The organism is Labrenzia sp. VG12, assembly GCF_002237595.1.
Taxonomy (GTDB): domain Bacteria; phylum Pseudomonadota; class Alphaproteobacteria; order Rhizobiales; family Stappiaceae; genus Roseibium.
The window spans coordinates 788251-813543 of sequence record NZ_CP022529.1 but is presented as its reverse complement, the minus strand read 5'-3'; the positions used below and the strand labels follow the sequence as shown (position 1 = coordinate 813543).

At 59.5% G+C, this 25293-nt stretch carries 18 protein-coding genes and 2 pseudogenes; 12 read left to right on the top strand and 8 right to left on the bottom strand.

Annotated features, from left to right (window positions below; all coding sequences use genetic code 11):
• Positions 1 to 139 precede the first annotated feature (139 nt).
• Together CHH27_RS03720 and CHH27_RS03715 are read left to right on the top strand one after the other, a co-directional pair.
• A pseudogene (locus tag CHH27_RS03720) lies at positions 140 to 846 on the top strand (class II aldolase/adducin family protein).
• Between the two features lies 1 nt (position 847).
• Positions 848 to 1741, top strand: a complete 894-nt coding sequence (locus CHH27_RS03715; protein ID WP_094070384.1) for an ROK family protein — start codon at positions 848 to 850, stop codon at positions 1739 to 1741.
• Here the strand turns inward: CHH27_RS03715 and CHH27_RS03710 are convergent.
• A complete protein-coding gene (locus CHH27_RS03710; protein WP_094070383.1) occupies positions 1693 to 2637 on the bottom strand; it encodes a class I SAM-dependent methyltransferase in 945 nt (314 codons plus the stop codon). The genes CHH27_RS03715 and CHH27_RS03710 overlap by 49 nt on opposite strands.
• A 139-nt stretch (positions 2638 to 2776) precedes the next feature.
• Entirely contained in the window at positions 2777 to 3766 is a 990-nt protein-coding gene (locus CHH27_RS03705; protein WP_208988522.1) for a DMT family transporter, read from the bottom strand.
• A gap of 229 nt (positions 3767 to 3995) precedes the next feature.
• Between CHH27_RS03705 and CHH27_RS03700 the strand changes: the two genes are divergently transcribed.
• On the top strand, positions 3996 to 4571 hold the full coding sequence (locus CHH27_RS03700; protein ID WP_094070382.1) for a MarR family winged helix-turn-helix transcriptional regulator: 576 nt from the start codon (positions 3996 to 3998) through the stop codon (positions 4569 to 4571).
• A 50-nt stretch (positions 4572 to 4621) separates the two neighbouring features.
• On the opposite strand, the gene CHH27_RS03695 is transcribed toward CHH27_RS03700, so the two are convergent.
• The gene (locus tag CHH27_RS03695) at positions 4622 to 5488 is read right to left on the bottom strand and encodes a LysR family transcriptional regulator (protein ID WP_094070381.1); all 867 of its coding nucleotides are present in this window, start codon (positions 5486 to 5488) and stop codon (positions 4622 to 4624) included.
• A 96-nt stretch (positions 5489 to 5584) separates the two neighbouring features.
• On the opposite strand from CHH27_RS03695, the gene CHH27_RS03690 reads away from it, so the two are divergent.
• Positions 5585 to 6727, top strand: coding sequence for a TauD/TfdA family dioxygenase (locus tag CHH27_RS03690; RefSeq protein ID WP_094070380.1), 1143 nt, complete (start codon positions 5585 to 5587; stop codon positions 6725 to 6727).
• Complete coding sequence (locus CHH27_RS03685) at positions 6724 to 7314, top strand: HD domain-containing protein (RefSeq protein ID WP_094070379.1); 591 nt, start codon at positions 6724 to 6726, stop codon at positions 7312 to 7314. Before CHH27_RS03690 ends, CHH27_RS03685 begins: the two co-directional genes overlap by 4 nt.
• Positions 7315 to 7397: 83 nt before the next feature.
• Here the strand turns inward: CHH27_RS03685 and CHH27_RS03680 are convergent, their stop codons facing one another.
• Positions 7398 to 8417 (bottom strand): M23 family metallopeptidase, encoded by a 1020-nt coding sequence (locus CHH27_RS03680; RefSeq protein WP_094070378.1) that lies wholly within the window; start codon positions 8415 to 8417, stop codon positions 7398 to 7400.
• Between the two features lie 153 nt (positions 8418 to 8570).
• Here CHH27_RS03680 and CHH27_RS28625 point away from each other — a divergent pair.
• From CHH27_RS28625 to CHH27_RS03670, 3 genes and pseudogenes are all read left to right on the top strand, one after another.
• Positions 8571 to 8918 (top strand): annotated as a pseudogene (locus CHH27_RS28625) (FKBP-type peptidyl-prolyl cis-trans isomerase); the annotation flags it as partial.
• Entirely contained in the window at positions 8898 to 9299 is a 402-nt protein-coding gene (locus CHH27_RS28620; protein ID WP_371681848.1) for a rhodanese-like domain-containing protein, read from the top strand. The pseudogene CHH27_RS28625 and the gene CHH27_RS28620, both read left to right, overlap by 21 nt.
• Before the next feature lie 111 nt (positions 9300 to 9410).
• A complete protein-coding gene (locus tag CHH27_RS03670) occupies positions 9411 to 10601 on the top strand; it encodes a cytochrome P450 (protein ID WP_094070376.1) in 1191 nt (396 codons plus the stop codon).
• A gap of 18 nt (positions 10602 to 10619) precedes the next feature.
• On the opposite strand, the gene sthA is transcribed toward CHH27_RS03670, so the two are convergent.
• Positions 10620 to 12020, bottom strand: a complete 1401-nt coding sequence (gene sthA, locus CHH27_RS03665; protein ID WP_094074499.1) for a Si-specific NAD(P)(+) transhydrogenase — start codon at positions 12018 to 12020, stop codon at positions 10620 to 10622.
• A gap of 224 nt (positions 12021 to 12244) precedes the next feature.
• Here sthA and CHH27_RS03660 point away from each other — a divergent pair, with 224 nt between their 5' ends.
• The 4 genes from CHH27_RS03660 to CHH27_RS03645 all read left to right on the top strand — a co-directional run bounded on the left by CHH27_RS03660 (position 12245) and on the right by CHH27_RS03645 (position 17225).
• Positions 12245 to 13036 carry a transporter substrate-binding domain-containing protein gene (locus tag CHH27_RS03660; protein WP_157738668.1) on the top strand — a complete coding sequence of 264 codons (792 nt, stop codon included), beginning with the start codon at positions 12245 to 12247 and terminating at the stop codon, positions 13034 to 13036.
• A 259-nt stretch (positions 13037 to 13295) separates the two neighbouring features.
• Positions 13296 to 15482: an anthranilate synthase component I gene (locus tag CHH27_RS03655; protein WP_094074498.1), complete on the top strand. Its 2187-nt coding sequence runs from the start codon at positions 13296 to 13298 to the stop codon at positions 15480 to 15482.
• Positions 15483 to 15548: 66 nt separating this feature from the next.
• The gene (locus CHH27_RS03650; protein ID WP_094070374.1) at positions 15549 to 16073 is read left to right on the top strand and encodes a TerB family tellurite resistance protein; all 525 of its coding nucleotides are present in this window, start codon (positions 15549 to 15551) and stop codon (positions 16071 to 16073) included.
• A 210-nt stretch (positions 16074 to 16283) separates the two neighbouring features.
• Positions 16284 to 17225 (top strand): hypothetical protein, encoded by a 942-nt coding sequence (locus CHH27_RS03645; protein ID WP_208988520.1) that lies wholly within the window; start codon positions 16284 to 16286, stop codon positions 17223 to 17225.
• Between the two features lie 32 nt (positions 17226 to 17257).
• Here the strand turns inward: CHH27_RS03645 and CHH27_RS03640 are convergent, their stop codons facing one another.
• The 3 genes from CHH27_RS03640 to CHH27_RS03630 form a co-directional block, all read right to left on the bottom strand.
• Positions 17258 to 18349, bottom strand: coding sequence for a metal-dependent hydrolase (locus CHH27_RS03640; protein ID WP_094070373.1), 1092 nt, complete (start codon positions 18347 to 18349; stop codon positions 17258 to 17260).
• A 131-nt stretch (positions 18350 to 18480) separates the two neighbouring features.
• Positions 18481 to 20325 (bottom strand): dihydroxy-acid dehydratase, encoded by a 1845-nt coding sequence (gene ilvD, locus CHH27_RS03635; RefSeq protein ID WP_094070372.1) that lies wholly within the window; start codon positions 20323 to 20325, stop codon positions 18481 to 18483.
• 434 nt (positions 20326 to 20759) lie between these two features.
• Positions 20760 to 25100 (bottom strand): PA14 domain-containing protein, encoded by a 4341-nt coding sequence (locus CHH27_RS03630; RefSeq protein ID WP_094070371.1) that lies wholly within the window; start codon positions 25098 to 25100, stop codon positions 20760 to 20762.
• Positions 25101 to 25293 lie beyond the last annotated feature (193 nt).

Below are 25293 nucleotides of genomic sequence, written 5' to 3'. Positions count from 1 at the left end.
ACCGGATGGTCAAGGGTTCGGGATTTATCAATACAAACTCTTGAAAACGCAACCGGATACCTGTCATCTATGGCCGCCGCTGCGGCCTGCCCGCAATTCCGTCTCATCTGACAGTCCCAAAGCACTGAAGAGGTTCAGGATGTCCTCCTTTCCAGGCGATTCAGCCACGCTGCGCCAAGACATTATCGAGACAGCCCGATCGCTGCCACGGCTGGGACTGACCAAAGGCACATCGGGGAATGTAAGTGCACGCACTGATTCTGGTTTTTTGGTGACGCCTTCCGGAACACCCTATGAAACTTTGACGGAAGACAAGATAGTCGCGCTCGATCTTGACGGCTGTTACCGCGGTGACGTGCTGCCCTCCTCCGAATGGCGCATGCATCTGGATTTCTACCTCGCCAAGCCGGATTGCGGCGCGGTGGTGCATTGTCACAGCCCGCGCGCGACGGCCCTGTCCTGCCACCGGCGCGGCATCCCGGCCTTCCACTACATGGTGGCTCTCGCCGGGGGGACCGGATCGACTGCGCCGACTATGCGAGTTTCGGCACAAGAGCCTTGTCCGAGGCAATGATCCGCGCACTGGGCGAGCGCAACGCCTGCCTGCTCGCCAATCACGGCCAGATTGCCGGCGGCCCGACCCTTTCAAAGGCGCTCGCTGTGGCCGAGGGCGTCGAAGACCTGGCAGATCAATATCTGTCCGCGCTCACATTGGGTGACCCGGTCATACTCGATGACGCGGAAATGACCGGAATTCTGAACAAATTCAAAAGCTACGGCAAGCAGACAGCGGAACTGGCGGACGGCCAGGCCGCCGCGTTCGAACTGCCGAAACGGGTGGACTGACATGCGACTTGGAATTGACTGGGGTGGAACGAAGATCGAGATCATCGCTCTGTCCGGAACAGGTGACGAAATCTTCCGCAAGCGCGTGGACACGCCGCGCGACGACTATGACGGCTGCCTCCAGGCCGTCAAATATCTGGTCGACGCCGCCGAGCAAGCCACAGGTGAAAGCGGAACCCTCGGTCTCGGTATCCCGGGCTCCCTGTCCCCAAAGACCGGTCTGGTGAAAAACGCGAACTCGACCTGGATGAACGGCAAGCCACTGGACAAGGACCTGCAGGCCGTTCTCGGCCGGCCGGTGCGCATCCAGAACGACGCCAACTGCCTGGCCGTCTCGGAGGCCACCGACGGGGCCGGCGCGGGTGCTCATATCGTGCACGCGATCATCATTGGCACCGGCAGTGGTTCGGGCATTGCCATCGACGCGAAGGCCCACCTTGGAGCCAACGGCATTGGCGGCGAATGGGGAGGCATTACGGTGCCCTGGCTCAAGCCAGAGGAGTTTCCGGGCCCGGACAGCTGGATCGGCCACAAGGGCGTCATCGACCGCTGGTGTTCCGGCACCGGGTTCCAGCTCGACTATCAGGACAAGACAGGAACACTGCTGAAGGGCCACGAAATCATGGAGCTGAAACGGTCGGGCGATGCCACCGCAACAGCCGTCTATGAAGCTTATGTCAGCCGGCTTGCGCGGTCGCTTGCCATGTCCGCCAACCTGCTTGACCCGGATGTCTTCGTGCTGGGCGGCGGGATGTCGAACATCGACGAGCTCTATGAAGACCTGCCGCCGGCAATGGCGCCCTACATCTTCTCAGACACGTTCGACACACCGATCCGCAAGGCGGTTCACGGGGACAGTTCGGGTGTGCGCGGTGCGGCCTGGTTGTGGGGCTGAGGTCGCCAGAATTTCAATGAACTCAGGACCTTTTTCAGCCCCGGCTTGAGCTCTCTCATGATGGCCGCGCGCGTCTTTGCCGCGCCGGCCCGATAGTGCCTGGCCACTTTTTCCTGATCGACCGTGCCACCGACACGGAACAGGAACGAGTCGGCATTGTTCTGTTTCACCAGTGTGCAACCGAGGCCCGCCATCATTCCGATCAGGGCATCCTCGGTGAAATAGTATTTGTGCGAAATGTGGAAATGCTGCAGCCATTGGCGCGCCCGTTGACGGTCGATGATCGGCGTTGCCACCAGCAAAAGCCCATCCGGAGCGCAGCAGCTGTCAATAATCTCCCCCATCTCCTTGACGGGATCAATCATGTGCTCGATCACATGTGAAACAACGACCAGGTCATACCGTTTGGACGGTGCATGCGGCTTGATGCCGTTTTCATAGGCATACTGGCTGTAGTTGTTTTCCACCTCGTGGAGTGACAGCTCCTTGCCGGCCTCGATAAAGTCAGCTGTCTTGCCGCCGGCACCGCCGCCATAATCGAGCACGGTCTGAAACTGCTCCATCACGTCGCTGAAGAACGGCACGATGGACAAGGCACGCTGCTCGCGAAACAGCTGCTGCGGCGACCGGTCGGTCCGTTTCACGTTACCATAGACATTGCGGTAGTAATAGGCCGCTGTCTCGTCGGTGAAATACGGATTGGCGCGCAGTGTACCGCAGGTCTCGCAAGCGACGATCGGCAGAAAATTGCGGTGCCGTGACACGGTCGAAACCACTGTGGCCTCCGTGCCGCCGCAGGTACATTTCGTGAATTCGAATGTGTGCTTCTCGATGTCCGGAAATTCGTCAAACTCTTCCCGGTATTTGTAGTTCGTCTTGTTGATATCGAAAAGCATGCGGAAATGGCTCTGACGCGGTTGAGAGTGCTTCGCTGGTATCCGACAGCCGGAGCCCCGTCAACACGTTCCGGCAAATGCAGGACCCCGGCGCACCGTCTTTTTGACGCGGCTTCACCGCCGGGGGTTTGGTAGCCGTTCAGCCGAATCGGCGGCCGAGCGTGACCAGAACGATACCTGCCCCGACGGAGGCCACCGCTGCCAGTTTCGCCGCGTTCGGGATCTCGCCAAAGACCAGATACCCCAGGCCGAGGCCGACAACGGCAGCGACGGACCCGATCTGGCTGAGATAAACGGGGCCAGCCGTCTGCTGCAGCCGAAAGTAAAGGCCATACTGAACCGCAAAGATTGCAATCTGAGCCACCAGCAGGCCAACAGCTGCCGTTGACCAGTCCTGCGGCACAACGGGGACGCCGATGGCGAGATTGAAGGCGCCCAGCGCCAGAAAACCGGTGGCCATCATGCCCAGCGCAAGGTTGACCGGTTTTGCCCCTTCCGGCCATTTCAGCGTGCGATAGATATTGCCGACGGCCAGAAACACCGGGATGGAAAGCGCAACCATCGACCACCAGGAGGCTTCAACGGAAAGCTCTGCGCCCGACACGGCCAGAAGCACCCCGCCTGCCAGTCCGAACAACACCCCTGCTCCGCGCAGGACCTGCAGCCGCTCAAGCCGGAGCAAGACGGCCAGGGCGTAAGTCAGGACCAGCGGAAAGGCAAAACTGAGAGAGACGAACCCGGCCCCGACCCTGGGAGCGGCGACCACCGCAATCATGTTGGGGGCGATGAACAACAACCCGCTCAGGGTGAGGTATATGACGAGCCGCCTGTCCAGACCAATCACGGCTCCGCCTTGCCGCACGCCTTTGCCGAGACTGGCCAGCCTGGTGATCAAGTAAAGGCCGGTGGCTCCTCCGAGAATGGACCATTGCAACAGAGCAAGCGGGTGCCAGCCAACCTGGGGGGCTGCCTTGGCAATCACCGTGGAAACAGCAAGAAAACTGCCGACCACCAGCAATAGGACCAGCGGCTGATCCAGCAGTTTTTCCCTCTGCTTCATTGAGGCCACCTCTTGGCCATGCAGGAAAGCCGCTTCCTGCCTCTCCTCCCGGCTGATTGTGTCCGACATCGGAACATCCTTTCAAAATCAGGCAAAGGCACCTCGCCCCCGCTGTCGGAGAGATAACATTATTTATCTTGATTTCAAGATACTTTATTTCAAGATTCTTGATTTTGATTGACACCTCGCACCCCTTTTGAAATGATCTGAATTGAAAAGAAGATATTTTTCAGCGCGTTAGAGAGGCGCCTCTTGTCAGGCGCGCCTTGAGACAAGATAGAATTCCGGACCAGAGACCATGAGCAAACCTTCTTCCATACAGACACCGCCAAAAGACAATCTGTTTGGGGACCCGGAGGATCTGCTCATCGACAGGGCCGAGCGCGCACGGCGGCAATGGCAAAAGGAAATGCCTGATTACAAGGACCAGCTGTCGCCGATGGTGCTGCTGGGGCGGCTGAACGAGGCGTCACAGGTCATGAGCAGGGATTATCTGGCCCCCGCCTACGCAGACATTGGTTTGAAGACAGGCGAATTTGACGTTCTGGCCACGCTCGTCCGCTCCGGTCCACCTTACAAGCTGACACCAACCGAGCTCTACAGGACAACCATGATGAGTTCGGGCGGCATGACGGCGCGGGTCGACAAGCTGGAGAAGGCCGGACTTGTGGAGCGCTGCCCGCACCCTGAGGACCGCCGTGCGCTTACCGTGTGCCTGACGGAAAAGGGTCTGAACCTGATCAAGTCAAAGATCCCGGACTATATCGCGACACAGCACGCCGCCATTGACGGGCTAAGCGGCGAAGAACAGCAGCAATTGTCGGGTCTTCTGGAGAAGCTGATCCGCTCGGCCAACGAAAAGAAGACACCTTGAAACGCCAAAAACACGATCTGACCGCTGCCTGCCCGCCGCGCGGTGGCCGACTAGGCCGGACGATCGCGCAGCACGGCTTCAAGCTGGCTCCATTGGCGGCGCGTGACTGCGTCTCTGGAGGCCAGCAACCAGTAGGTTTCGTGATGCGGCAACGTTTCGGTCGTCACCTGTTCTAGCGTTCCCGAAGTCAGCTCGTCCCGGCAAAGCGGCAGGGACGCCAGCAATACACCGTGCCCGGCGCGCGCCGCGGCCAATGCAGACACCAGCGTATCGAAGCGTAGCGACGGCAATGGGGTTGTCGGCACACCAAAGCGCGCGCTCCAGTCTGTCCACCCAGGGCGCGGTCCGGACAGGGCAATGCGCGGCAACTCCGTCCAGGGCATTATCGACTTGAGGAGTGCGGGCGAAGCCACTGGCGCAATGCGCTCCTCAAAAAGGGCCATCTTGTAGGCCTGCGGCCAGTTGCCCGCGCCATAGCGGATCCTGACCAGATCGTCTTCCTGGGCGGCATCGGTCGCCAGGACCATGGTCTGCAGGGAGAACTGGGTGTCGATCCCGGAAGTCAGTTGCACCAGCCGCGGCACGATCCAGCGGTCAATGACGGTTGAACTGGCCGAGATCGTCAATCGCTTGCGCGCTCCTCCGAAGAGCCCTTCGGAGCTTTCCCGCAAACTGTCGAAGGCGGAGCGGACATGAGGCAGCCAGGCCTCTCCTTCAACCGTCAACGCGATGTTGCGTGCCTGGCGCAGGAACAATTGCGTGCCGAGATGTTTTTCCAGCTTGTCGATCCGTTGGCTGACAGCAGACTGGGTCACCCCCGTTTCGTCTGCTGCTGCAGTGAAACTGCCGCACCGCGCCGCAGCCTCGAAGGCCCGGATCCATTCCAGCGGGATATTGTCAAACCTGGATCGAACCATTAGCAAATCGCACCCTCAGACCGGTAATTCCTAATTTGATTTTATGGATAGATGCTTTGATCCTAGCCTTCAACCAAGGATCAACAGGACCGGACCATGTCTGACGTTTCAATTCACGAGGATGGAAAATATCTTGTCCTCAACACCGCAAGTGGCAGCCACCGTTTTCATGCCGTCTGGTTGCGCGACAATGCGGTGGACCCGGAAACACGCTCCCCGGGCAACGGCCAGCGCCTGATTGCCTTGCGCGACATTGCCCCTGACATCCGCATCAGCGCGGCGAAAGTCCATGCGGGAACACTTGTGGTTACCTTTGTCCCGGAAGACAAGACGATCGCCTACGACCTTTCATGGCTGCATGTTCATTCCTACGACAGACCGGCGGCAGACACCCTTGGCTGGACGACGCCTGATATCGAGACCTGGGACAGTCAGCTGAGCGACCGGGTCCCCTCAGCAGACTTTACCGCCGTACAGTCCAACGCAGCTGCAAAACGTGACTGGCTGGAAGAGGTCGCCCGCTTCGGCTTCGGCAAACTGACGGGTGGTCCGGTCGAGGACAAGGCCCTAATGCAGGTCGTGAAATTGTTCGGTTTTGTGCGCGAGACCAATTACGGCCGGCACTTTGAAGTGCGCACCGAGGTCAATCCGACCAATCTTGCCTATACCGGACTTGGGCTTCAGGCCCATACCGACAATCCATACCGTGATCCCGTCCCGACCATTCAGGTGCTCTATTGCCTTGAGAGTTCGGCGGCCGGGGGCGAGAACATGGTCGTGGACGGTTTTGCGGCCGCGCTGCGCCTCAAACAGGAAAACCCGGACTGGTTCGACGTGCTCAGCAGCCATTGCGCCAGGTTCGAATATGCCGGAGAAGCCGGTGTCAGGCTGCGATCCCGCAAGCCGATGATCGAGTTGGCACCGGACGGCGAACTGATCGCTGTGCGGTTCAACAACCGCTCCTCCGCGGCGATCACCGATGTTCCGTTCGAGAAGATGGAAACCTACTACGCGGCGTACCGGCGGCTGGGTGAGATCATCGACGATCCTGCGATGGAGGTCTGTTTCCGCCTGGAACCCGGCGAGTGCTTCCTTGTCGACAACACCCGCGTCCTGCACGCACGCAAGGCCTATTCCGGCACGGGAACCCGCTGGCTACAGGGCTGTTATGCCGACAAGGACGGCCTCATGTCGACCCTGGCGGCGCTGCAAACCTGCGTTCAGGAGGCTGCGGAATGAGCCAGCAGAACGGAAATGAACTGACCCGCGAGACAATCGTTGCCTTCCTCGGAGACATTTTCGAGCGGTGCGGCGATGAAGAATATCTCGGCGAGCCCGTTACCATGGCGCAGCATATGCTTCAGGGGGCGACACTTGCCGAGCGGAACGGGCTTGAGGAAGACATCATCGTCGGCGCCCTCCTCCATGATATCGGCCATTTCACGTCCGAGTTCGGCACCTTTTCGATGGATGATACGGAAGACAGGCACCACGAAGAGGCCGGGGCCGACGTGCTGAGCCGTTTCTTCCCTGATGTCATTACCGACTGCGTACGCTACCACGTCGCCGCCAAGCGCTATCTTTGCGCGACCAAACCGGACTACTTCAAGCGCCTCTCGGATGCTTCCATTCATTCGCTCAACCTTCAGGGCGGGCCGATGAATGACGAGGAAGTCCGCGAATTCGAGAAGAACCCGAACCTGAAACAGATCATTCAGGTGCGCTATCTCGACGAGGCCGGCAAGCAGCCAGACATGGAGACGCCGGACTTCTGGCACTTCGCTCCGATGGTGCAACGGATCGTTGACCGGCATCTCGGGGTCTAGAGCCAGCCTCCAGCCTTACTCAATCTGCCCGGCATACGACGCCTGACATGCCATCCGGTCCCCGCGCCCGGGCGGTTGCTGGTCTAATCGGTCAGATCAAGTTCGGTTGTCTCGCTCAGCACTTCCTTGCCGTCCCGCACCAAGGCAACTTCGCCAACATAAGTACCCGCGTCCCAGCCAGACGGTTTGGTCTTGCGGCCGGTAAAAGCGACCCATTGGGCCTTGTTCTTTTCCAGTGGCTGCCCATCCGATTGTGCAATGAGGCCATTGGGACCCGTCAGCTTCAAGACAACGCGGTCTCCCTTTTTCAGGTTGATCAGCCTGGCGAAAAAAACGAGGGCCGGCGCTCTTGCTGAAGCCGGAGGCGCCGAGGCCGTTTCCAACTCAAGCGTCCCGACCGGACCGCCGGCCAACCCGGTCTCGATGAGAGTTCCGTTTGCATGGTCCAGAAGCTCCAGCGCCGGATCCAGCCACAGGCTTGTCGCCATGGGCACTCTGGTATCCGCTCCTGCCTTGCAGGCCTGTGCGCGCCGTCGGGTTTCAGACACGGTGCCCAGAAACGGATCGACCGTTTCGCCATTGTGCCGGAGCGTCAGATGCACATGTGGAAAGGCCGCCAAGCCGGAATAACCGACTTGTCCGATCGGCTGTCCACGCTCGATCCGGTCGCCTACCGAGACAGTCACTGTGCCCTTGCGGAGGTGGCAATATTGCGTCTCCCAGCCATCGCCGTGTGAGACGACAACTCCGTTGCCGCATTCCCTGTTCTGAACAGCCTGTCGATCTTCCTTCGTGCGCACCAGCCTGTCGGCCATGTCATTGCGCAGGGCGCGAACCGTGCCCGGTGCCGCCGCCAGCACGTCTGCGGCTACCCGGGTGTTCAGGACCCTGAAATCGGTGCCTTTGTGACCATTGTAACTCGCCTGGCCGCAATCTGCGGCAAGCACCGCTTGACCGGGATCGATATCGACATAGTTCTGAACGAAACAATCGACGCCGAGGCTGCACTGCAAGGGCACTGACAATTGCAGATCCTGCGCGACCACTTGTTCCGACCACAGCAGCAAAGTTGCAACCGCAAAGATCCTATTGGGCACACGCATCACAGGAAGCCTTTTCCTCAAAGTCTGGAGCCATCAAGTAGCATTGAGTTGCAATCTGTGCAGCAATCATCAACCTAGGCGCAGTTTGATCGAAACACACTCAGGTGGAGAAATATGTTGAAGTCATGGCTGGCGGGACTGGCGGTCACCGCAATGCTGGCATTGCCGGCAGCGGCACAGGAAACCCTGCAAATACGCGACATTGAAAAAGGCACCGGCGAGGAAGCCAATGTCGGCGAAACCGTCGTGGTCCACTACACCGGCTGGCTGATGGACGGGACAAAGTTCGATTCCAGTCTCGATCGCGGCACGCCGTTTTCCTTCACGCTCGGCGAACGCCGGGTAATCCCGGGTTGGGAAAAAGGTGTTGAAGGCATGCAGGTCGGCGGCAAGCGCGAGCTGATCATTCCGCCCGACATGGCCTATGGCGCAAGAGGTGCCGGAGATGTCATTCCGCCCGACGCGACACTCAAATTCGAGATCGAACTCCTCGACGTCAAGGCAAAGAAGTTCTCGGACCTCGGCAATGATGCGCTGAAAGCGAAGCTGTCCGCCGGCACGACACTGATTGATATTCGTCGACCAGAGGAATGGAAACAGACGGGCGTCATTGCCGGCAGTCACTTGCTGACGTTCTTCGACCGGAGCGGTAATCCAAATCCGCAGTTTGGGGCCGAATTGCAGAAGTTGATCTCCGGACCCAACGACGAGGTTGTCTTCATCTGCCAGACAGGACAGCGAAGCAAACTCCTGTCTGAATATCTTTCCGGGCAGGCCGGTTTCACCAATGTTTCCAATGTTCAAGGTGGCATCGCACACTGGATCCGTGAAGGCCATCAGATCGCCGCGGCAGAGATTCCCGAAGGGTGCTGGCTCTGCTGAGCCACCAGCCCATCGAACTCACCTGTTGTCAAATCGCACCAACTCCCGCAAGTTTCCCTTTACGTAATGATCGCCAAAACAAACGGCGACTGCACCTAAAGGGAGAGCCTGATGAACGCCCCGCAGATCCTGCCCCGGGAAGAGAGCTGGACCGATCACGACTATGTCCGGCACGCCTCTGCGCAGGGCGCCGTGGTCCGGGACCGGCACGGTATTTTCATCACCTTTTCCCTGAAGCACATGCAGCAGCTGGTTGCCCCGGCCCTGACGCGCCAGATGGAAACGGAAACCATGGCGATCCAGGGCATCACGAGCGGCCCGGTCTTCGAGCTCTTCCAGAACTCCATGCTGTTTTCCAATGCCCCGGCCCATGGCAGGCGCCGGGGCCCGCTTGCCAGAAGTTTCGCCGTGCCGCTTGTCCGGCAGCTCCGGCCGAAGTTGCAACAGCTTGCCAGAGCCCTGATCGAAGACCAATTGAACAACGGAGAGATCGATTTCCGCGACCGGATTGGCGGGCAACTCGCGGCGCGAACGGTCGCCATGGTGCTGGGTGTCCCTCGCGCCGACCTGCCCATGGTCACCCGACTGGTTTACTCCGCTATCCGGGCGTTGTCCGTCAGATCCCCCCAGGTACTCGCCGAAGCGGCGGACGACCTGACTGCGCTGAACAGCTATGTTGCCGACCTGCTTGAAGATCACAAATCTGCCGGTTCCCATGACTTTTTGGGCGACTACCTGAAGCGTGCCGGCCTCACCGGGCTCGACGGCATCGAAACGCGCATGCAGATCGTGACACTGGTCCTGGCCGGGTCAGACACGACACGCGGCGCCCTGACCTCGACCCTGTCGCAGCTGATGCAGAACCGGGACCAGTGGGAGCTGCTCTGCGCCGATACCGACCGACACATCCAGGGCGCCATTTCCGAAGGGCTACGCTATGACCCCGTGATCGGGGCCCTCATCCGGGTCGCCGCCAAGGACCTGGTGTTTGAGGGCGTCGCCATTCCGGAAGGCAGCCTGATCGGCCCGCTGGTGGTCGCGGCCCTGAGGGATCCGGCTGTTTATGAGGCCCCGGACAGGTTCGACATCTCCCGGACGGACCACCCGCGCTGGCATCCCGTCTTTGGTGCCGGGGAACACAGGTGTCTTGGCGAGGCTCTGGCCCGCGCGGAATTGGAAGAAGCACTGACAGCACTTTGTCAGCTTGCTCCGAAGACGGTGCTCACCGGACCGCCACCGCAACTGCGCGGACTTGGTGCAACGCGCTCCGTCAGCGAAATGCCGTGCCGGCTGGTGGCCTAGGCGGTCCCGGCAAATCTGCTAGCGCTCCAGCGGCGGCATGCGGTTCCAGGCATCGAGTGCAGCGATCTTGTAGGCTTCTGCAAGCGTCGGATAGTTGAAGGTGTTCTCGACGAAGTATTCCAGGGTTCCGCGCAGGTTGAGCACCGCCTGACCGATATGGATCAGCTCGGTCGCCCCTTCGCCGACAATATGGCAGCCGAGCAGACGCCTGGTCTTCAAAGAGAAGATCATCTTCAGCATTCCGGTGTCGAGTCCCATGATGTGTCCGCGGGACGTCTCACGGAAACGGGCCACGCCGCATTCATAAGGGATCCCCCGTTCGCGGATCTCTTCTTCGGTCATGCCGACGGTTGAGATTTCCGGGACGGCATAAATGCCATATGGGAAATATTCCGGTGGGTCATAGGCCTTTTCACCAAGTGCATGACACGCTGCAATCCTGCCCTGTTCCATGGAGGTCGAAGCCAGGCTCGGGAAACCGATGACGTCACCGGCGGCATAGATGTGCGGGACGCTTGTGGCGAACGTCATCGGATCGACCTTGAGCCGGCCGCGATGATCGGTTTCCAGGCCGCAGGCATCAAGTGCGAGCGCCGGTGTTGCGCCCATGCGTCCGGCCGCAAACAGAACCACGTTGGAGCGCACACAGCGCCCGCCTTCCAGCGTGATTTCACATTCCCCCGGGCCGTGTTTTTCGATTTTCTCCACCTTGGCACCGAAGCGCATTGCGATGCCGCGATCGCGCAGCTGATGGGTGAAATCCGCGACCAGCTCCGTATCGAGAAAATCCAGCATGGTTTGGCGCGGTTCCACCAGGGTGACATGGACATCGAGCGCAGAAAATATCGAGGCATATTCGACACCGATCACACCGGCACCGATGACCGCGATGGAACGTGGCAACTCGTTCAGCTCCAGGATTTCGTCGCTGTCAAGCACATATTCCCCGTCGAAGGGCACATAGTCGGGCCGGAAAGGTTTGGTGCCGACTGCAATCACGAAATTGTCCGACGAGAACGTGTGGATCTCGCCCGCCTCGCCTTCCACCTCGATGCGATGCGGATCGATGAACTTGGCCTCGCCGCGAATGGTATCGACCTTGTTGCGGGCAAACTGATGCTCCAGCACCTCTACTTCGTGGTCGAGCGTGATGTGCAGACGCGCTCTGAGATCCGCGGCGGTGATGTCATCCTTGACCCGGTAGGAGCGGCCGTAAAAGCCGCGTTCGCGCCAGCCCGTCAGGTTCAGCACCGTTTCCCGCAAGGTCTTGGACGGGATTGTACCGGTGTGGACGGATACGCCACCGACACGGCGGCCACGTTCGACAACCAACACCTTGCGGTCGAATTTTGCCGCCTGGATCGCCGCTCGCCGGCCTGCCGGCCCGCTGCCGATCACGATCAGTTCGTAATGTTCCATCCGCCCCTCACTGCCACCTGTCCGCAGGACCATGCCCCAACCAACCGCGCTTCAAGCTCTGAAATGCGTCCTTTGGTGTTGCTGCTGCGCAAAGACGGCATCTTGCTCAATGGGTCAAGCATTTCACCACAAAAGGCGTGGATGGACCGCCCAAAGGCGCATGGTTTTCCGCAAATGACGCGCTAGACTGGCGCGCAAAGAAACAACAAACAGAAAGTGTGCTCGTGAACCAACGCCTTGGAGCATTGTTCGCGCTCGGCATGAGCCTGATGACGGCCGGAGCTGCAACCGCCCAGACGCTGACCTTTGCCGCCGACGAATGGTGCCCGGTCAATTGCGCACCAGGATCGGAAAAGCCCGGCTACATGGTCGAAATCGCCGAAGCGATCCTGGAACCGCTCGGCTATCAGGTCGACTATCAGCAGATCACCTGGGCCCGCGCGCTGCTGATGACCCGGAAGGGCCAATATGACGGTGTTTATGCCGGCACGCCTGAGGAAGCGACTGGCTTTGTCTTCCCGAGCGAACCGCAGGGGCGCTATACAATCGGGCTTTTTGTGCGCAAGGACGATCCGTGGCGCTACGATGAGGCGAGTTCCCTCAAGGGCAAGGAAGTCGGCCTGATCATCAACTATGCCTATGGGGACGACATCGAATTGCAGATGGAGCGGTTTGCCGAACGGCGCTATGCGGGCGGTGCAAAGGCTCTTGAGCAGAACATCAGGACGCTTCTTGCCGGCCATCTGGACATGATTGTCGAAGACGTGAACTCCTTCGCTTACAAGGCAACGGAATTGGGGATAGGCGATCAGTTCCGGCTCGAAAAAACCTTTACTGAAGACAATCTCTATCTCGCCCTGTCGCCTGCAAAGGCCCATTCACACGACATCGCCAGGGCGCTTGGCGACGGTATGAAACGACTTCGCAAGTCCGGAGAACTTCAGTCAATCATGGAAAATTACGGCCTGCAGGATTGGGTACAGGTTCATGCAAGCGAAGAGACCGTGATTGACTGACGCTCACCGTCGGTATCGCAGTTGCCAAAAACAAACCCATTGCCAACCTCATCCCCTTCCGTTAAGGCTCTTGTCCATGAAGATGATCTTGAAAGCAGCATGGTGGTGGCGCGGCGCGAAATAGGCGGCCAGCGATCAGTCATGCTCTGAACGGATCAAAGATTTTACCAAAGGCCGCCGCGGGATACCGCTGGCGGCCTTGGTGCATTATAAGGCCGCCAGAAGCTCCAAGGCAGCCACCAGAACGGGACACAACACCATGCCGGCCCTGGCAGACCAGACCTTTGAAACACCGAGCGGGATCACGATCCTGCGGACCTCACGCCCCTCCGATTACGAAGCGGGCACGTCCGAATGGATCGACCGTCTCGACGCCGAGCTCGGCGCGGTGCTGTCGTCTTCCTATGAATATCCGGGCCGCTATACCCGTTGGGACATGGCGCTCGTCAACCCGCCGCTGGTGCTGGAAGCCGCTGACCGCCGGGTGGAGATCCGCGCACTCAACGACCGCGGCAAGGTCATCCTGCCCGCGGTGGCCCAGACGCTGAAATCTCATCCCGATGTGGCCAGCTTCGAGGCCGATGACAGCCGCATTGACCTGACGGTGAAAGTGCCTGACAGGCTGTTCAACGAAGAGGAGCGCTCGCGCCAGCCGTCGACTTTCTCCATCGTCCGCGCGATGAAGGAGATGTTCGCCTGCGACGACGATCAGCTCGGCCTCTATGGTGCCTTCGGCTATGACGTTGCCTTCCAGTTCGAACCGATTGACCTGAAGCTCGACCGTCCCGGCGACCAGCGTGACGTGGTGCTGTTTCTGCCCGACGAAATACTGATCGTCGATCACCACGGCAAGCGCGCCTACGTGCTGGAATACGATTTTGTCGTCGGCGGCCGCACCACGAAGGGACTGGAGCGGACCGGCGAGAAACACCAGTACACGCCGGCAAACCGTGACCCGGGGCGTGGCGATCACGAACCCGGCGAATATGCCAAGCTGGTGCACAAGGCCAAGGACTATTTCCGCCGTGGCGACCTGTTCGAAACCGTGCCTGGCCAGACCTTCTACGAGCCTTGTGCCAATCCGCCGTCTGCCGTCTCCCGGCGCCTCGCCCAGATCAACCCCTCCCCCTATTCGTTCTTTTTCAATCTCGGCAATGCCGAATATCTCGTCGGCGCCTCGCCGGAAATGTATGTCCGGGTGACCGGCGGCCGCCGGGTCGAGACCTGCCCGATCTCCGGCACGATCCGGCGCGGCAAAAACGCAATCGAAGACGAAGCCCAGATCCGCAAGCTTCTGAACTCCGCCAAGGACGAGGCGGAACTGACCATGTGTTCCGACGTCGACCGCAACGACAAGAGCCGCGTCTGCGTGCCCGGCTCGGTCAAGGTGATCGGCCGCCGTCAGATCGAGATGTATTCGCGGCTGATCCATACTGTGGACCATATCGAGGGCATCCTGCGTGAAGACATGGATGCGCTTGACGCGTTCCTGTCGCACACCTGGGCCGTGACCGTCACCGGCGCTCCGAAACGCTGGGCGATGCAATTCATCGAGGACCACGAAAAGTCGCCACGGGCCTGGTATGGCGGCGCGATCGGCGCCGTGTTGTTCAACGGCGACATGAACACCGGCCTGACGCTTCGAACTGTCCGCATCAAGGATGGCCTGGCGCAGATCCGGGCCGGCGCGACCCTGCTCTATGACAGTGTGCCGGAAGACGAGGAAGCCGAGACGGAGCTGAAGGCGGAAGCGATGCGCGCGGCCGTCCGCGAAGCCGGTCTGGCGACAAGGACAACGGAACAGGCTGAGGTCAAAAAGCCCGGTGAAGGCCTGAAGATCCTGCTGGTCGATCACGAAGACAGTTTCGTGCACACCTTGGCGAACTATTTCCGTCAGACCGGGGCCGACGTCGTCACCTACCGCACACCCGTTGCGGATCATGTCTTCCATGACGTCAATCCGGACCTTGTCGTCCTGTCGCCCGGACCGGGCAATCCGAAGGATTTCGATTGTGCGGCCACCATTGGCAGAGCCCGCTCCAGGGCGCTGCCCATCTTTGGTGTCTGCCTCGGATTGCAGGCACTCGGGGAGTATTTCGGCGCGGAACTCGGACAGCTGGATGTGCCGATGCATGGCAAGCCGTCACCGGTTTCCGTCTCCGGCAATTCGGTGTTGTTCGAAGGTCTGAACGCTCCGGTCATCGTCGGCCGTTACCACTCGCTCTACGCCAAGCGGGACAGCCTGCCTGCCGATCTCCGCGTGACCGCGGAAACGGAAGACGGGGTCGTGATGGGCTTTGAACACCAGAAGGAGCCGATCGCTGCGGTTCAGTTCCACCCCGAATCGATCATGTCGCTGGATCAGGACGCCGGTCACAAGATCATCGAGAACGTTGTTAGCCGGCTGGTCTCCGCCAAGGAACGCCAGCCTGCCGAAGCCTTGTGATTTTTGTCACGGTTAAATCTGAGAAATAGGGTATAGCTCCTCTCAGTTTTCTGAAGGAGCTTTCCCTTGCATATTTTGCTTGCCGTCATTGCCATTGCCGGCGCCGCCGCTTTCTGGATCTATCGCATTCGCGTCGCTGCCGACAGCACACGTGTCGTCCTGGAAGCCGCACAGGACGTCAAGGCCGCCGCTCGCCGTTTCGGCTTTCGAACCCGCGCCAACCAGCACCCGAGTGAAGGTGTGGACGACCCGCGCGTGACGGGAGCTGCGCTTCTCGTGCTCGTCGCCGAGACCGATGGCGGGATTTCCAAGGCCGAACAGGATGCCATCCTGGATCAGCTGACGACTGTCTTCGGAATGTCCTTCCGGGAGGCGGAAGAACTGTTTCTCTTCGCAAAGTGGCTCGCCAACCAGAGCTCCAACCCGGACGACATGATCCGCAGGCTGATCAAACGCACGGTGGCTCTTGGCGGTCGCGACACGCTGCCCGACATGATCGGCATGGTCACTGCTGTCGGCAAAGCCGATACGGGCACCCTGACGGACGACACCCAGCAGATTATCGAACGGTTGAAACAGTTGAGCGCCTGACCCTGATTTGACGTTACGGCAAGTATATGGAACTGGCTCCGTAGAGCCGGCGGGTTTCTGCCGCAGATGTGCTTGTGATTTCAATTCTTTCAAAAGAAAGTTGATTAACAGACTGCAACAGAGTTCTATGGAAATACGCAGTCGGATTTAGCCGGTTTTCACCGGCGACCAGTATTGTTGTTGAATCCTGCTGATCGAATCTGGGGAGACATGATGGCCGAATGCGCCTTCTGGAAGCTGTCACGAGCGCTTCGTTCGTGGGCGACTGCCATTGGTGTTGCCGTCAAGCTGGCAGCCACAGCACTTGTGCTCATGCCGGTTCCGGCCGCTTCTCAGGAAAGCGGCTCCATGCAGAACCATGTGCTGGCCATCGGAACCTGTCCGCCCTGGCACGTGCCGTCGGTTGAAGTTTGCATGAACAGTCTGAAAAAGGTGCTGTCCGCCCTGTCGCCGCGTCTCGACGCCGGTCCCGAGCACCAGCATCTGCTAGTCAACGAGGGAGCAAGCGCCTCCGCCCTGAAACTCAAGGCGACCGAGCTGTCCAACCAGCTCAACGAAGATGACCGGTTGATCATCTACGCAAACGTGCCGCTGGGCCTCGCCGAGACGGCAAACCCCGACGACGCAAAAGGCTACGTTCTGGAACTTTGGGCTGCCGAGGAACCTGAAGGAACATTGAAAGCCGTCAGCGACGGCACCTGGATGTCTGCCTCTGCCTTTGCGGCCCTGCTGCATACGATCCCGGCTGGTGAGGTCATCCTGATCCTGGACACAAACAACCCGCATGCGGTCGATATCGGGCTTCTGGCGACGCATAATGTCGACCACAAGGATCGCCCGGAAGCCCTGGTGATTTCATCCGGACCCGGACAGGCTGCCAACTATTCGGCGGACCGGACCATTTCACTCTTTGCCAAACACCTGTCGCATGCACTTGAAGAGACGGACGGGTCGCTGCTGGACGTCATGACGGTCGCCGCCGGCGGCACACGGCAGTCCGCCATTCCGATCTGCGCCGACCTCATGGGCACGCTTGCCCAGGAAGACACTCAGGCCCCAGATTGTGCTCAGGTCCCCGAGATTCACGATCCCGACGCGCTCATGAGCCGAACAATGCTGCTGCCGCTGTCTGAGTCAGATCTTCAGAATTGAGCTCTGCACTCCGCAGTGCCCGGGAGGCAAAATCAGCCCGAGACGCCCGCGCTGGCCCGGCATCCGTCCAGCGAGGCGAGTTTAACGTCGCTCTCCGAACGGCTTTCCGCGACACGTTCTGCCGGAAGCCCCTGAAGGCGGGTCAACAACCAGTCGAAATCTCCCTCCTCCACGCGCACTGAATCCACGAAACGCTCGGGATCGACGGGCTCAATGCCGTTTTCGCCCAACTCGCCGATCACAAAACGGAACGCGTAGCCGGGCGTCAGGCCCATGCGCAGATCGGACAGGACAAGCTTGCCGTCGATCAGGTCCGAGCGGAAATAGCCGCGGCTGAACCAGTCCAGTTTTTGATAGGCTTCGCTTCGCTCCAGACACGCGGAAAGATCCGGGTTCCGGGGATGCTCATAGATCTCGGCAGGCTGGTCTCCATCGAAGAGCGACACGTAGAGGTTCCGGTACCGGTCCTGGTCGAGACCGATCACCTTCCAGAGGGTGATATTGAATGGCGCGGCAATCGCATAGACCTGCTCCGGCTGTCCGCCATTGCCCGCAAACATGTCCCGCGCCTTCCATTCGACATACTGCTGGATCGCGATGGAGAGCAGCATGTAGCTGCTCGTGACGATCAAGGCGCCCTTTGTCCAGCGCCCCAGGCGTTCCGACCATGTGCCCCGGCAAAGCGCCCAGATGACCACCCCAAGAAGTGGCAGTGTGTAGATGGGATCGATGATGAATACGGAGCCCACGCCGACGGGATCGGGATAGATTGGCCAGAAGATGCGTGTGCCATAGACCGTCATGGCGTCGATCATGGCGTGGGTGACAAAAACAAGATAGACGGCCAGGTAGGTCAGGACACGCTCATCCCGCAACGCCTTGAAAAGGCGAACAAGTCCCTCACCGATCACGGGTGCGGCCAGGGCATGCACAAAGATCGAATGGCTCCAGCCCCGGTGATAGACGAAGCTGTCGATCGGATCGTCAAACGGCAGAAAAACATCCAGATCCGGCAAGGTGCCAAGCGCACCACCGACAAGAGCAGCCTTGCGCGGGCCGATTTTCTTGCCAAGAAGTGCGGTGGAAACAGCGGCGCCAAGAACAAATTGCGTGAGTGAGTCCATGAAGGGTCCGGTCAAAGGCCAAGAGAAAGATTAGCCGGATATGTGCGGTAGCTTCCCCGGTCTGACAATGCCTGCAACAAAAAAAGGCGGGTTGGACACCCGCCTTTCTGGCTGAAACGACCTTTCAGGCCTTAATCGACTTCGCGCACCGCTCCCTTGGCAGCACTGGTGGTCAGCTTGGCATAAGCACGCAGCGCCTTGGAGACCTTGCGCTTGCGTTGCTCAAGCGGCTTCCAGGCCACCTCGCCTTTGGCCTCCATCGCCGCACGGCGTGTCGCAAGCTCCTCGTCGGTCAGGTCGACCTTGAGCACGCGGTTCGGAATGTCGATAACGATCGTATCGCCTTCCTCGACCAGACCGATGGCGCCACCTTCGGCAGCTTCCGGGGACATGTGCCCGATGGAAAGGCCTGATGTGCCGCCGGAGAAACGTCCGTCGGTGATCAAGGCGCAATCCTTGCCGAGGCCTTTCGATTTCAGATAGCTGGTCGGATAGAGCATTTCCTGCATGCCCGGTCCGCCGCGCGGTCCTTCATAGCGGATCAGCACGACATCGCCGGCTTTCACCTTGTTGGTCAGGATCGCCGAAACGGCACTGTCCTGACTTTCAAAGATCCGCGCCGGTCCGGAGAATTTCAGGATGCTGTCGTCGACACCGGCGGTCTTTACCACGCAGCCGTCTTCCGCGATGTTGCCGTAAAGAACAGCCAGCCCGCCGTCCTTGCTGTAGGCATGGTCGAGATCGCGAATGACGCCGGACTTGCGGTCGACGTCGAGCTCGTCCCAACGGCGTTCCTGGCTGAAAGCCACCTGGGTGGGAACACCGCCGGGCGCCGCCCGGAAAAAGTCATGCACGCTTTCCGAATTCGTCTGGGTGACGTCCCAGCGCGCCAAGGCGTCCTTCATGGTCGCGGCATGAACGGTTGGCACGTCGGAATGAAGCAGACCGGCCCGGTCAAGTTCCCCCAGAATGCCCATGATGCCCCCTGCGCGGTGCACATCCTCCATGTGGATGTTTTCGACCGCGGGCGCGACCTTGCACAGGACCGGGACTTTCCGGGACAGGCGGTCGATATCGTCCATGGTGAAGCCGATTTCGCCCTCATAAGACGCGGCCAGCAGATGCAGGATGGTGTTGGTGGAGCCGCCCATGGAAATATCCAGGCTCATGGCATTTTCAAAGGCCTTGAAGCTGGCAATGTTGCGCGGCAGCACACTCTCGTCATCCTGCTCGTAATAGCGCCGAGCCAGGTCGACAATCAGATGGCCGGCCTCGACAAAGAGCCGGCGGCGGTCCGCGTGGGTCGCAAGTGTCGAACCGTTGCCCGGCAAGGACAGGCCAAGGGCTTCGGTCAGGCAGTTCATGGAATTGGCGGTGAACATGCCGGAACAGGAGCCGCAGGTCGGGCAGGCATTCTGTTCCATCGCCAGCACGTCGGCATCGGACATGCTGTCATCGGCGGCAGCGACCATGGCATCCACCAGGTCGATCGCTTTTTCGACACCGTTTTCAAGGACGACCTTGCCGGCTTCCATCGGGCCACCGGAAACGAACACGACCGGAATGTTCAGCCGCATGGCGGCGTTGAGCATGCCGGGCGTGATCTTGTCGCAATTGGAAATGCAGACGATCGCGTCGGCGCAATGGCCGTTGACCATGTATTCCACCGCATCGGAAATGACCTCGCGCGACGGCAGCGAATAGAGCATGCCGTCATGGCCCATGGCGATGCCGTCATCAACGGCGATTGTGTTGAATTCCTTGGCGACACCACCAGCTTTTTCGACTTCGCGGGCAACCAGCTGGCCAAGATCCTTCAGATGGACGTGACCCGGTACAAACTGCGTGAAGGAGTTGGCAATCGCGATGATCGGCTTGCCGAAGTCGTCATCCTTCATGCCGGTTGCGCGCCACAGGCCACGGGCACCGGCCATATTGCGGCCATGGGTGGAGGTTCTGGAACGATACGGAGGCATTGTTTCTCTCTCTGGATGCGCCCCTGCCCTCCCCGATGGTTCGCACGCGACCGAGCGGACAGGTATCAGCGCCCTGGTTACCTTGATGCGGGTTTGGCAGTTTTTTCCGGAGAGCGAAAGGCCGGATCGTGAAAAAAGAGTACGCTGCGGTACGGCTCCCCCGAGGACAGCCCACGCAGGTCCGAAGCGCCCCTCACGGCACCGAACCGTGTGCCCGCAAACCGGACTTTCTGGCCCAGAAGGCACGGTTTCCGGAAACCGGAGCATTGCGAGGATTCCGGTCGAGAACAAGGAAATCGCCCACTCCAGCAACTGAAGTGCTGACGTGCTTTCCACATGGCGTCTGGAGTGATTTCATTCGCTCAAAAGGACACGGGACGCTGCAAACCGGCGCGGCTTTGCAGCGTCCCATCTGTTGCGCGAACGAGAGGGCCTTAAGCGACCAGGTCGGCGTCCGCAGGCTGGCCGTTGAAGACAATCTCGTCATTGTCGTAGGTGACGTCGAAATTGTCGGCGCTCCAGTCAACAACGACATCATCGCCCAGTCTAGCCGCTGCAAAGCCGGCTTCCTGGGCCTGACCGGTGGCCGGCACAACCCTGTCGGTTGGCAACAAGGCTATGTTGTCCAGATAAGCGCCATCGAAATTGTTCTGGGACGCAATCTCGCGGAACGCCAGCCTGTCGTCGCCGCCGGTGCCCACGACTTCGAAATTGAAACTCTCACCGCTCGAGGGAGAAACGAGCGCGACGACCTCATCGTTCCAAAGCACCTCGAAATCGGACGTCCCGGCAACGGCCCTGACGACATCGAAATTCAGATCATAAACACGGCCTTCCGAAGTCCGGACATCCTGATAGATCATGTCGGAAACCCCACGGGCATCCAGGTCCAGCGCCTGGGTTCCATCATAGGTGACCTGTTCAAGGTAGTTTTCGCTCGCATTCTGCCATCCAGGCACTTCGCCATTGGCGTAACCTTGCCAGTAGGTGCCGGACGTCATCGGAAGCGCTTCGAGATCACCGTTGACGATCAGGTCGGTTTCGACCCCGGTGCCGGTGACCTCGAAGGTCTGACGGGCAAAGCCCGGTCCGGACCAGTCCAATTCCATCGTCGCTAGGCCACCTTTCTCGAAGTAAAGCGCCTGGAAATCATGCGTCCCGGCGTCCAGGTAAAGGTCCACGGAGACCTCTCTGGCCGCATGCAGCCCGTCATTGTCGATAACGGTCAGTCTGTCGATCGACAGGTTCGAGCCGTCATCGGAGTTGAGATAGAAGGTGTAAACACCTGCCTCGGCAACCACGAACTCACCGGTGTAGCGTGCAGCGAAATAGTCCGACCTGCCGCCTTCATAAAAGGCGCCGTCCGTGGCTTCCTCGATGCTTTTCATCGTTTCCGTGTGAACCGGAGAGGCCCCTGAGAAATCGATGTCGGAGAGCCGGTTGGCATCAGCATCGAAGTATTCTGCCCTGATCTGCCCCAGGACGGGCGGCAGCGGCGTCACCATCGCCGGCCCCGTGGCATCGAAGGTTTGACGGGAAAAGCCCGGTCCGGACCAATCCAGCTCCATCGTCGCATGGCCGGCCTTCTCGAAATAAAGCGCCTGAAGCTCATGTGTCCCGGCCTCCAGATAGAGGTCAACGGAGACCTCCCTCGCCGCATGCAAGCCGTCGTTCTTTATGACGACCATGCCGTCGATGGACAGATTGGAGCCGTCGTCGGAGTTCAGATAGAAGGTAAAAACGCCCGCCTCGGCAACCTCGAAACCACCGGTATACCGTGCGGCAAAATAGTCGGACCTGCCACCTTCATAGAAGGCGCCGTCGGTGGATTCATCGATGCTTGTCATCGTTTCCGTATGGACGGCAGCCGACGCCGAGAAATCGATGTCGAAAAGCCTGTTGGCATCAGCATCGAAGTATTCTGCCGTGATCTGCCCCAGGACGGGCGGCAGCGGCGTCACCATTGCCGGCCCCGTGGCATCGAAGGTTTGACGGGAAAAGCCCGGCCCGGACCAATCCAGCTCCATGGTTGCGTGGCCGGCCTTCTCGAAATAGAGCGCCTGAAGCTCATGTGTCCCGGCCTCCAGATAGAGGTCAACGGAGACCTCCCTCGCCGCATGCAAGCCGTCGTTCTTTATGACGACCATGCCGTCGATGGACAGATTGGAGCCGTCGTCGGAGTTCAGATAGAAGGTATAAACACCCGCCTCGGCAACCTCGAAACCACCGGAATACCGTGCGGCAAAATAGTCGGACCTGCCGCCTTCATAGAAGGCGCCATCGGTGGATTCATCGATGCTTGTCATCGTTTCCGTATGGACGGCAGCCGACGCCGAAAAATCGATGTCGAAAAGCCTGTTGGCGTCCGCATTGAAGTATTCGGCCGTGATCTGACCCGTGGTGGGTGGATTCGGGTTCGGCGTGACCGAAGTCGGTCCCGTCACATCGAAGATTTGACGGGAGAAACCGGGTCCGGACCAGTCGAGTTCCATTGTCGCAAGGCCGGCCTTTTCGAAATAGAGCGCCTGGAAATCGTGTGTGCCGGCGTCCAGATAGAGGTCCACGGAGACCTCCCTGGCTGCGTGCAGCCCGTCATTGTCGATTACGGTCAGACCGTCGATCGAGAGGTTGGAGCCGTCGTCGGAGTTGAGATAAAAAGTGTAGACCCCTGCCTCGACGACCTTGAAGCTGCCGGTATACCGCGCTGCAAAATAGTCGGACCTGCCGCCTTCATAGAAGGCGCCGTCGGTCGTTTCCTCGATGCTTGTCATCGTTTCGGTATGAATCGGCGACGCCCCTGCAAAATCGATGTCTGACAGCCTGTTGGCGTCAACATTAAAGTATTCGGCCGTAATCTGTTCCTTGACCTCACCGCCGTCCGGGTCAACGACAAGCGCAACGTTGTCGAGCAGCCCTCCAACGGTGTCGGTGTCGGCTTGTCTCGCCCGGAAGCCAACGGTGTTTTCGCCTGCAAGACCCACGACGGAAAAATCGTACTGCCTTGAAACATCATCCTGCGGCGTGATGGTCGCGATCACTTCGCCGTTCCACAACACTTCCAGTTCGGAAGATGCAACATGTCCGGGGCGACCGCTGTAGTCGAACGACAGCTGGTAGGATTTGCCAGCTTCGAGGGTCACGGACTGTGAGATCACGCCGAGCGAGTCATCGACTTCGATGAAGGTGTTTCCGTCCGTAGCGGCGACGCCATTGTGTCCGTCGCGCCAGAGTTCGACCCCTTGCTTGGTGAATTCCCAGCCATGGACATAGGTGCGCGTTTCCCAGGTCTCGACAACTCCGGCAACCTCGAAGCTTCCATTGTCGAGCAGATTGTCCGGATTGAGATTGCCACCGGTATCGAACACCGGATTGACATTGATCATCGGCGCGACCGAAGGCACGCCTTCGTTGTTCCAGGCAAACAACATCCAGGCACCAGCCAACACACCATCGGCCAGCTCGGGCATGGTGACCTGTAGCGTGTTGCCTTCTCCCATGGTGAACTCGAGTTCGACCATACGGGTCCCCATGTTGAGCGCATGAGTGGCCGCACCGTTCTGCACCAGGGTAAGACGCTGAATATCCGAAGCGGTATCAACCGTGACGGAGAATGTTTCCCCCGGGTCCACGTCTTCCGGGGCATCGGTGACCAGCGGCCTGTCCGCCAGATTGCCGTTGTCGTCATAAAGGTAGGGAGGACGGTACACCTGGCCGTCGAGATAATTGTTCTCAGCCATTCCGGCCGAGCCCCCACCGAGCGACAAAAGGGTGCCGTCGTTCAGAAGGACCGATGCGGAATGGTAGAGGCGTGGATTGTCCTCATCGACCGTATAGGTCAGTGAATTGTCGTCCGGGTTCCAGATGACAGCCGTATGATCCGCGCCCGCTTCCGTGTTGCCATTGCTGGTCCCGCCGTTGATCAGCACGGTCCCGTCCGCAAGGGTGGTCATGTTGGACCAGTTGCGTTCCTGGGACAGTGTCCCGACGCGGGTGAAACTCGGCTGATCCCCGTTGATGTCCATTGACCAGAGGCCGGTCTGGGCATCCTGGACAAGCACCTTGCCAGCTTCGTACATCACCGCTGGTGCATCCCAGGCAATGCTGAACGGCACGGAGCCGATTTGAGTCAGGGACCCGTTTCCGTCCACGTTGAGCTTCATGACCTCAACTTCGGAATCGGTCCCGCGTCCGGTGGCCATGTAAACGATGTCGCCTTCGTCATTGACGAACGCTCGCGGATACGAGGAGCTTCTTCCGATTTCGCCGTCAACGGCACCCGTCAGCGTCGTCCATCCTTCTCCATAGGTATAGATTTCCGGTGTGGAAACGCCTCTGCCGTTTATGTCCGAGCCGCCCAACATGACCATTCTGCCGTCCGGAAGGCTGACCATGGTCGGATACCAGCGTTGAAAGGCCATGTCGCCGTCAGGAGCCGGATAGAGTTCTCCGGTGTCCATGTCCAAAATATTGACATCGGCCACACCCTTGTTGACCGATCCCAGCGGTCTCGCGTCACCACCGGCAATCAGGATCTTGTTCGTGCCGGGAATGATCATCGCCGCTGAGCAGAAGATGTCCGTCGGCGTGGTGTTTTCCAGCGTCTGATGCTGCCCGGTCTTGGGATCGTAGATATCGTAGATGAATTGCCCGCCCTGCATGCCTCGGTCATCTGTCCCGAAGGTCAGCACACGACCGTCGTCCATCACGATCGCATGCAGACCGATGAGCGGCCATTGCTGCAGGTCGGTCCATTCACCATTGATATTGGCATCCATAAAACGGTCTCCCACGACGGTCCCAAATCGAAACACCTCTCTCAAGGTTCTGTGTCGTTTTGGGATGCATGTATTTTGAGTTGCTTCTGCCGAGCAGTGTTAGCAACTGGCGTGCCAGTTCTGCCCTCCGACAACTTTAGGGAAGCTCGGTGCTATACGGTTTTTTATGAAATCATCCGGATAATCCCCAATG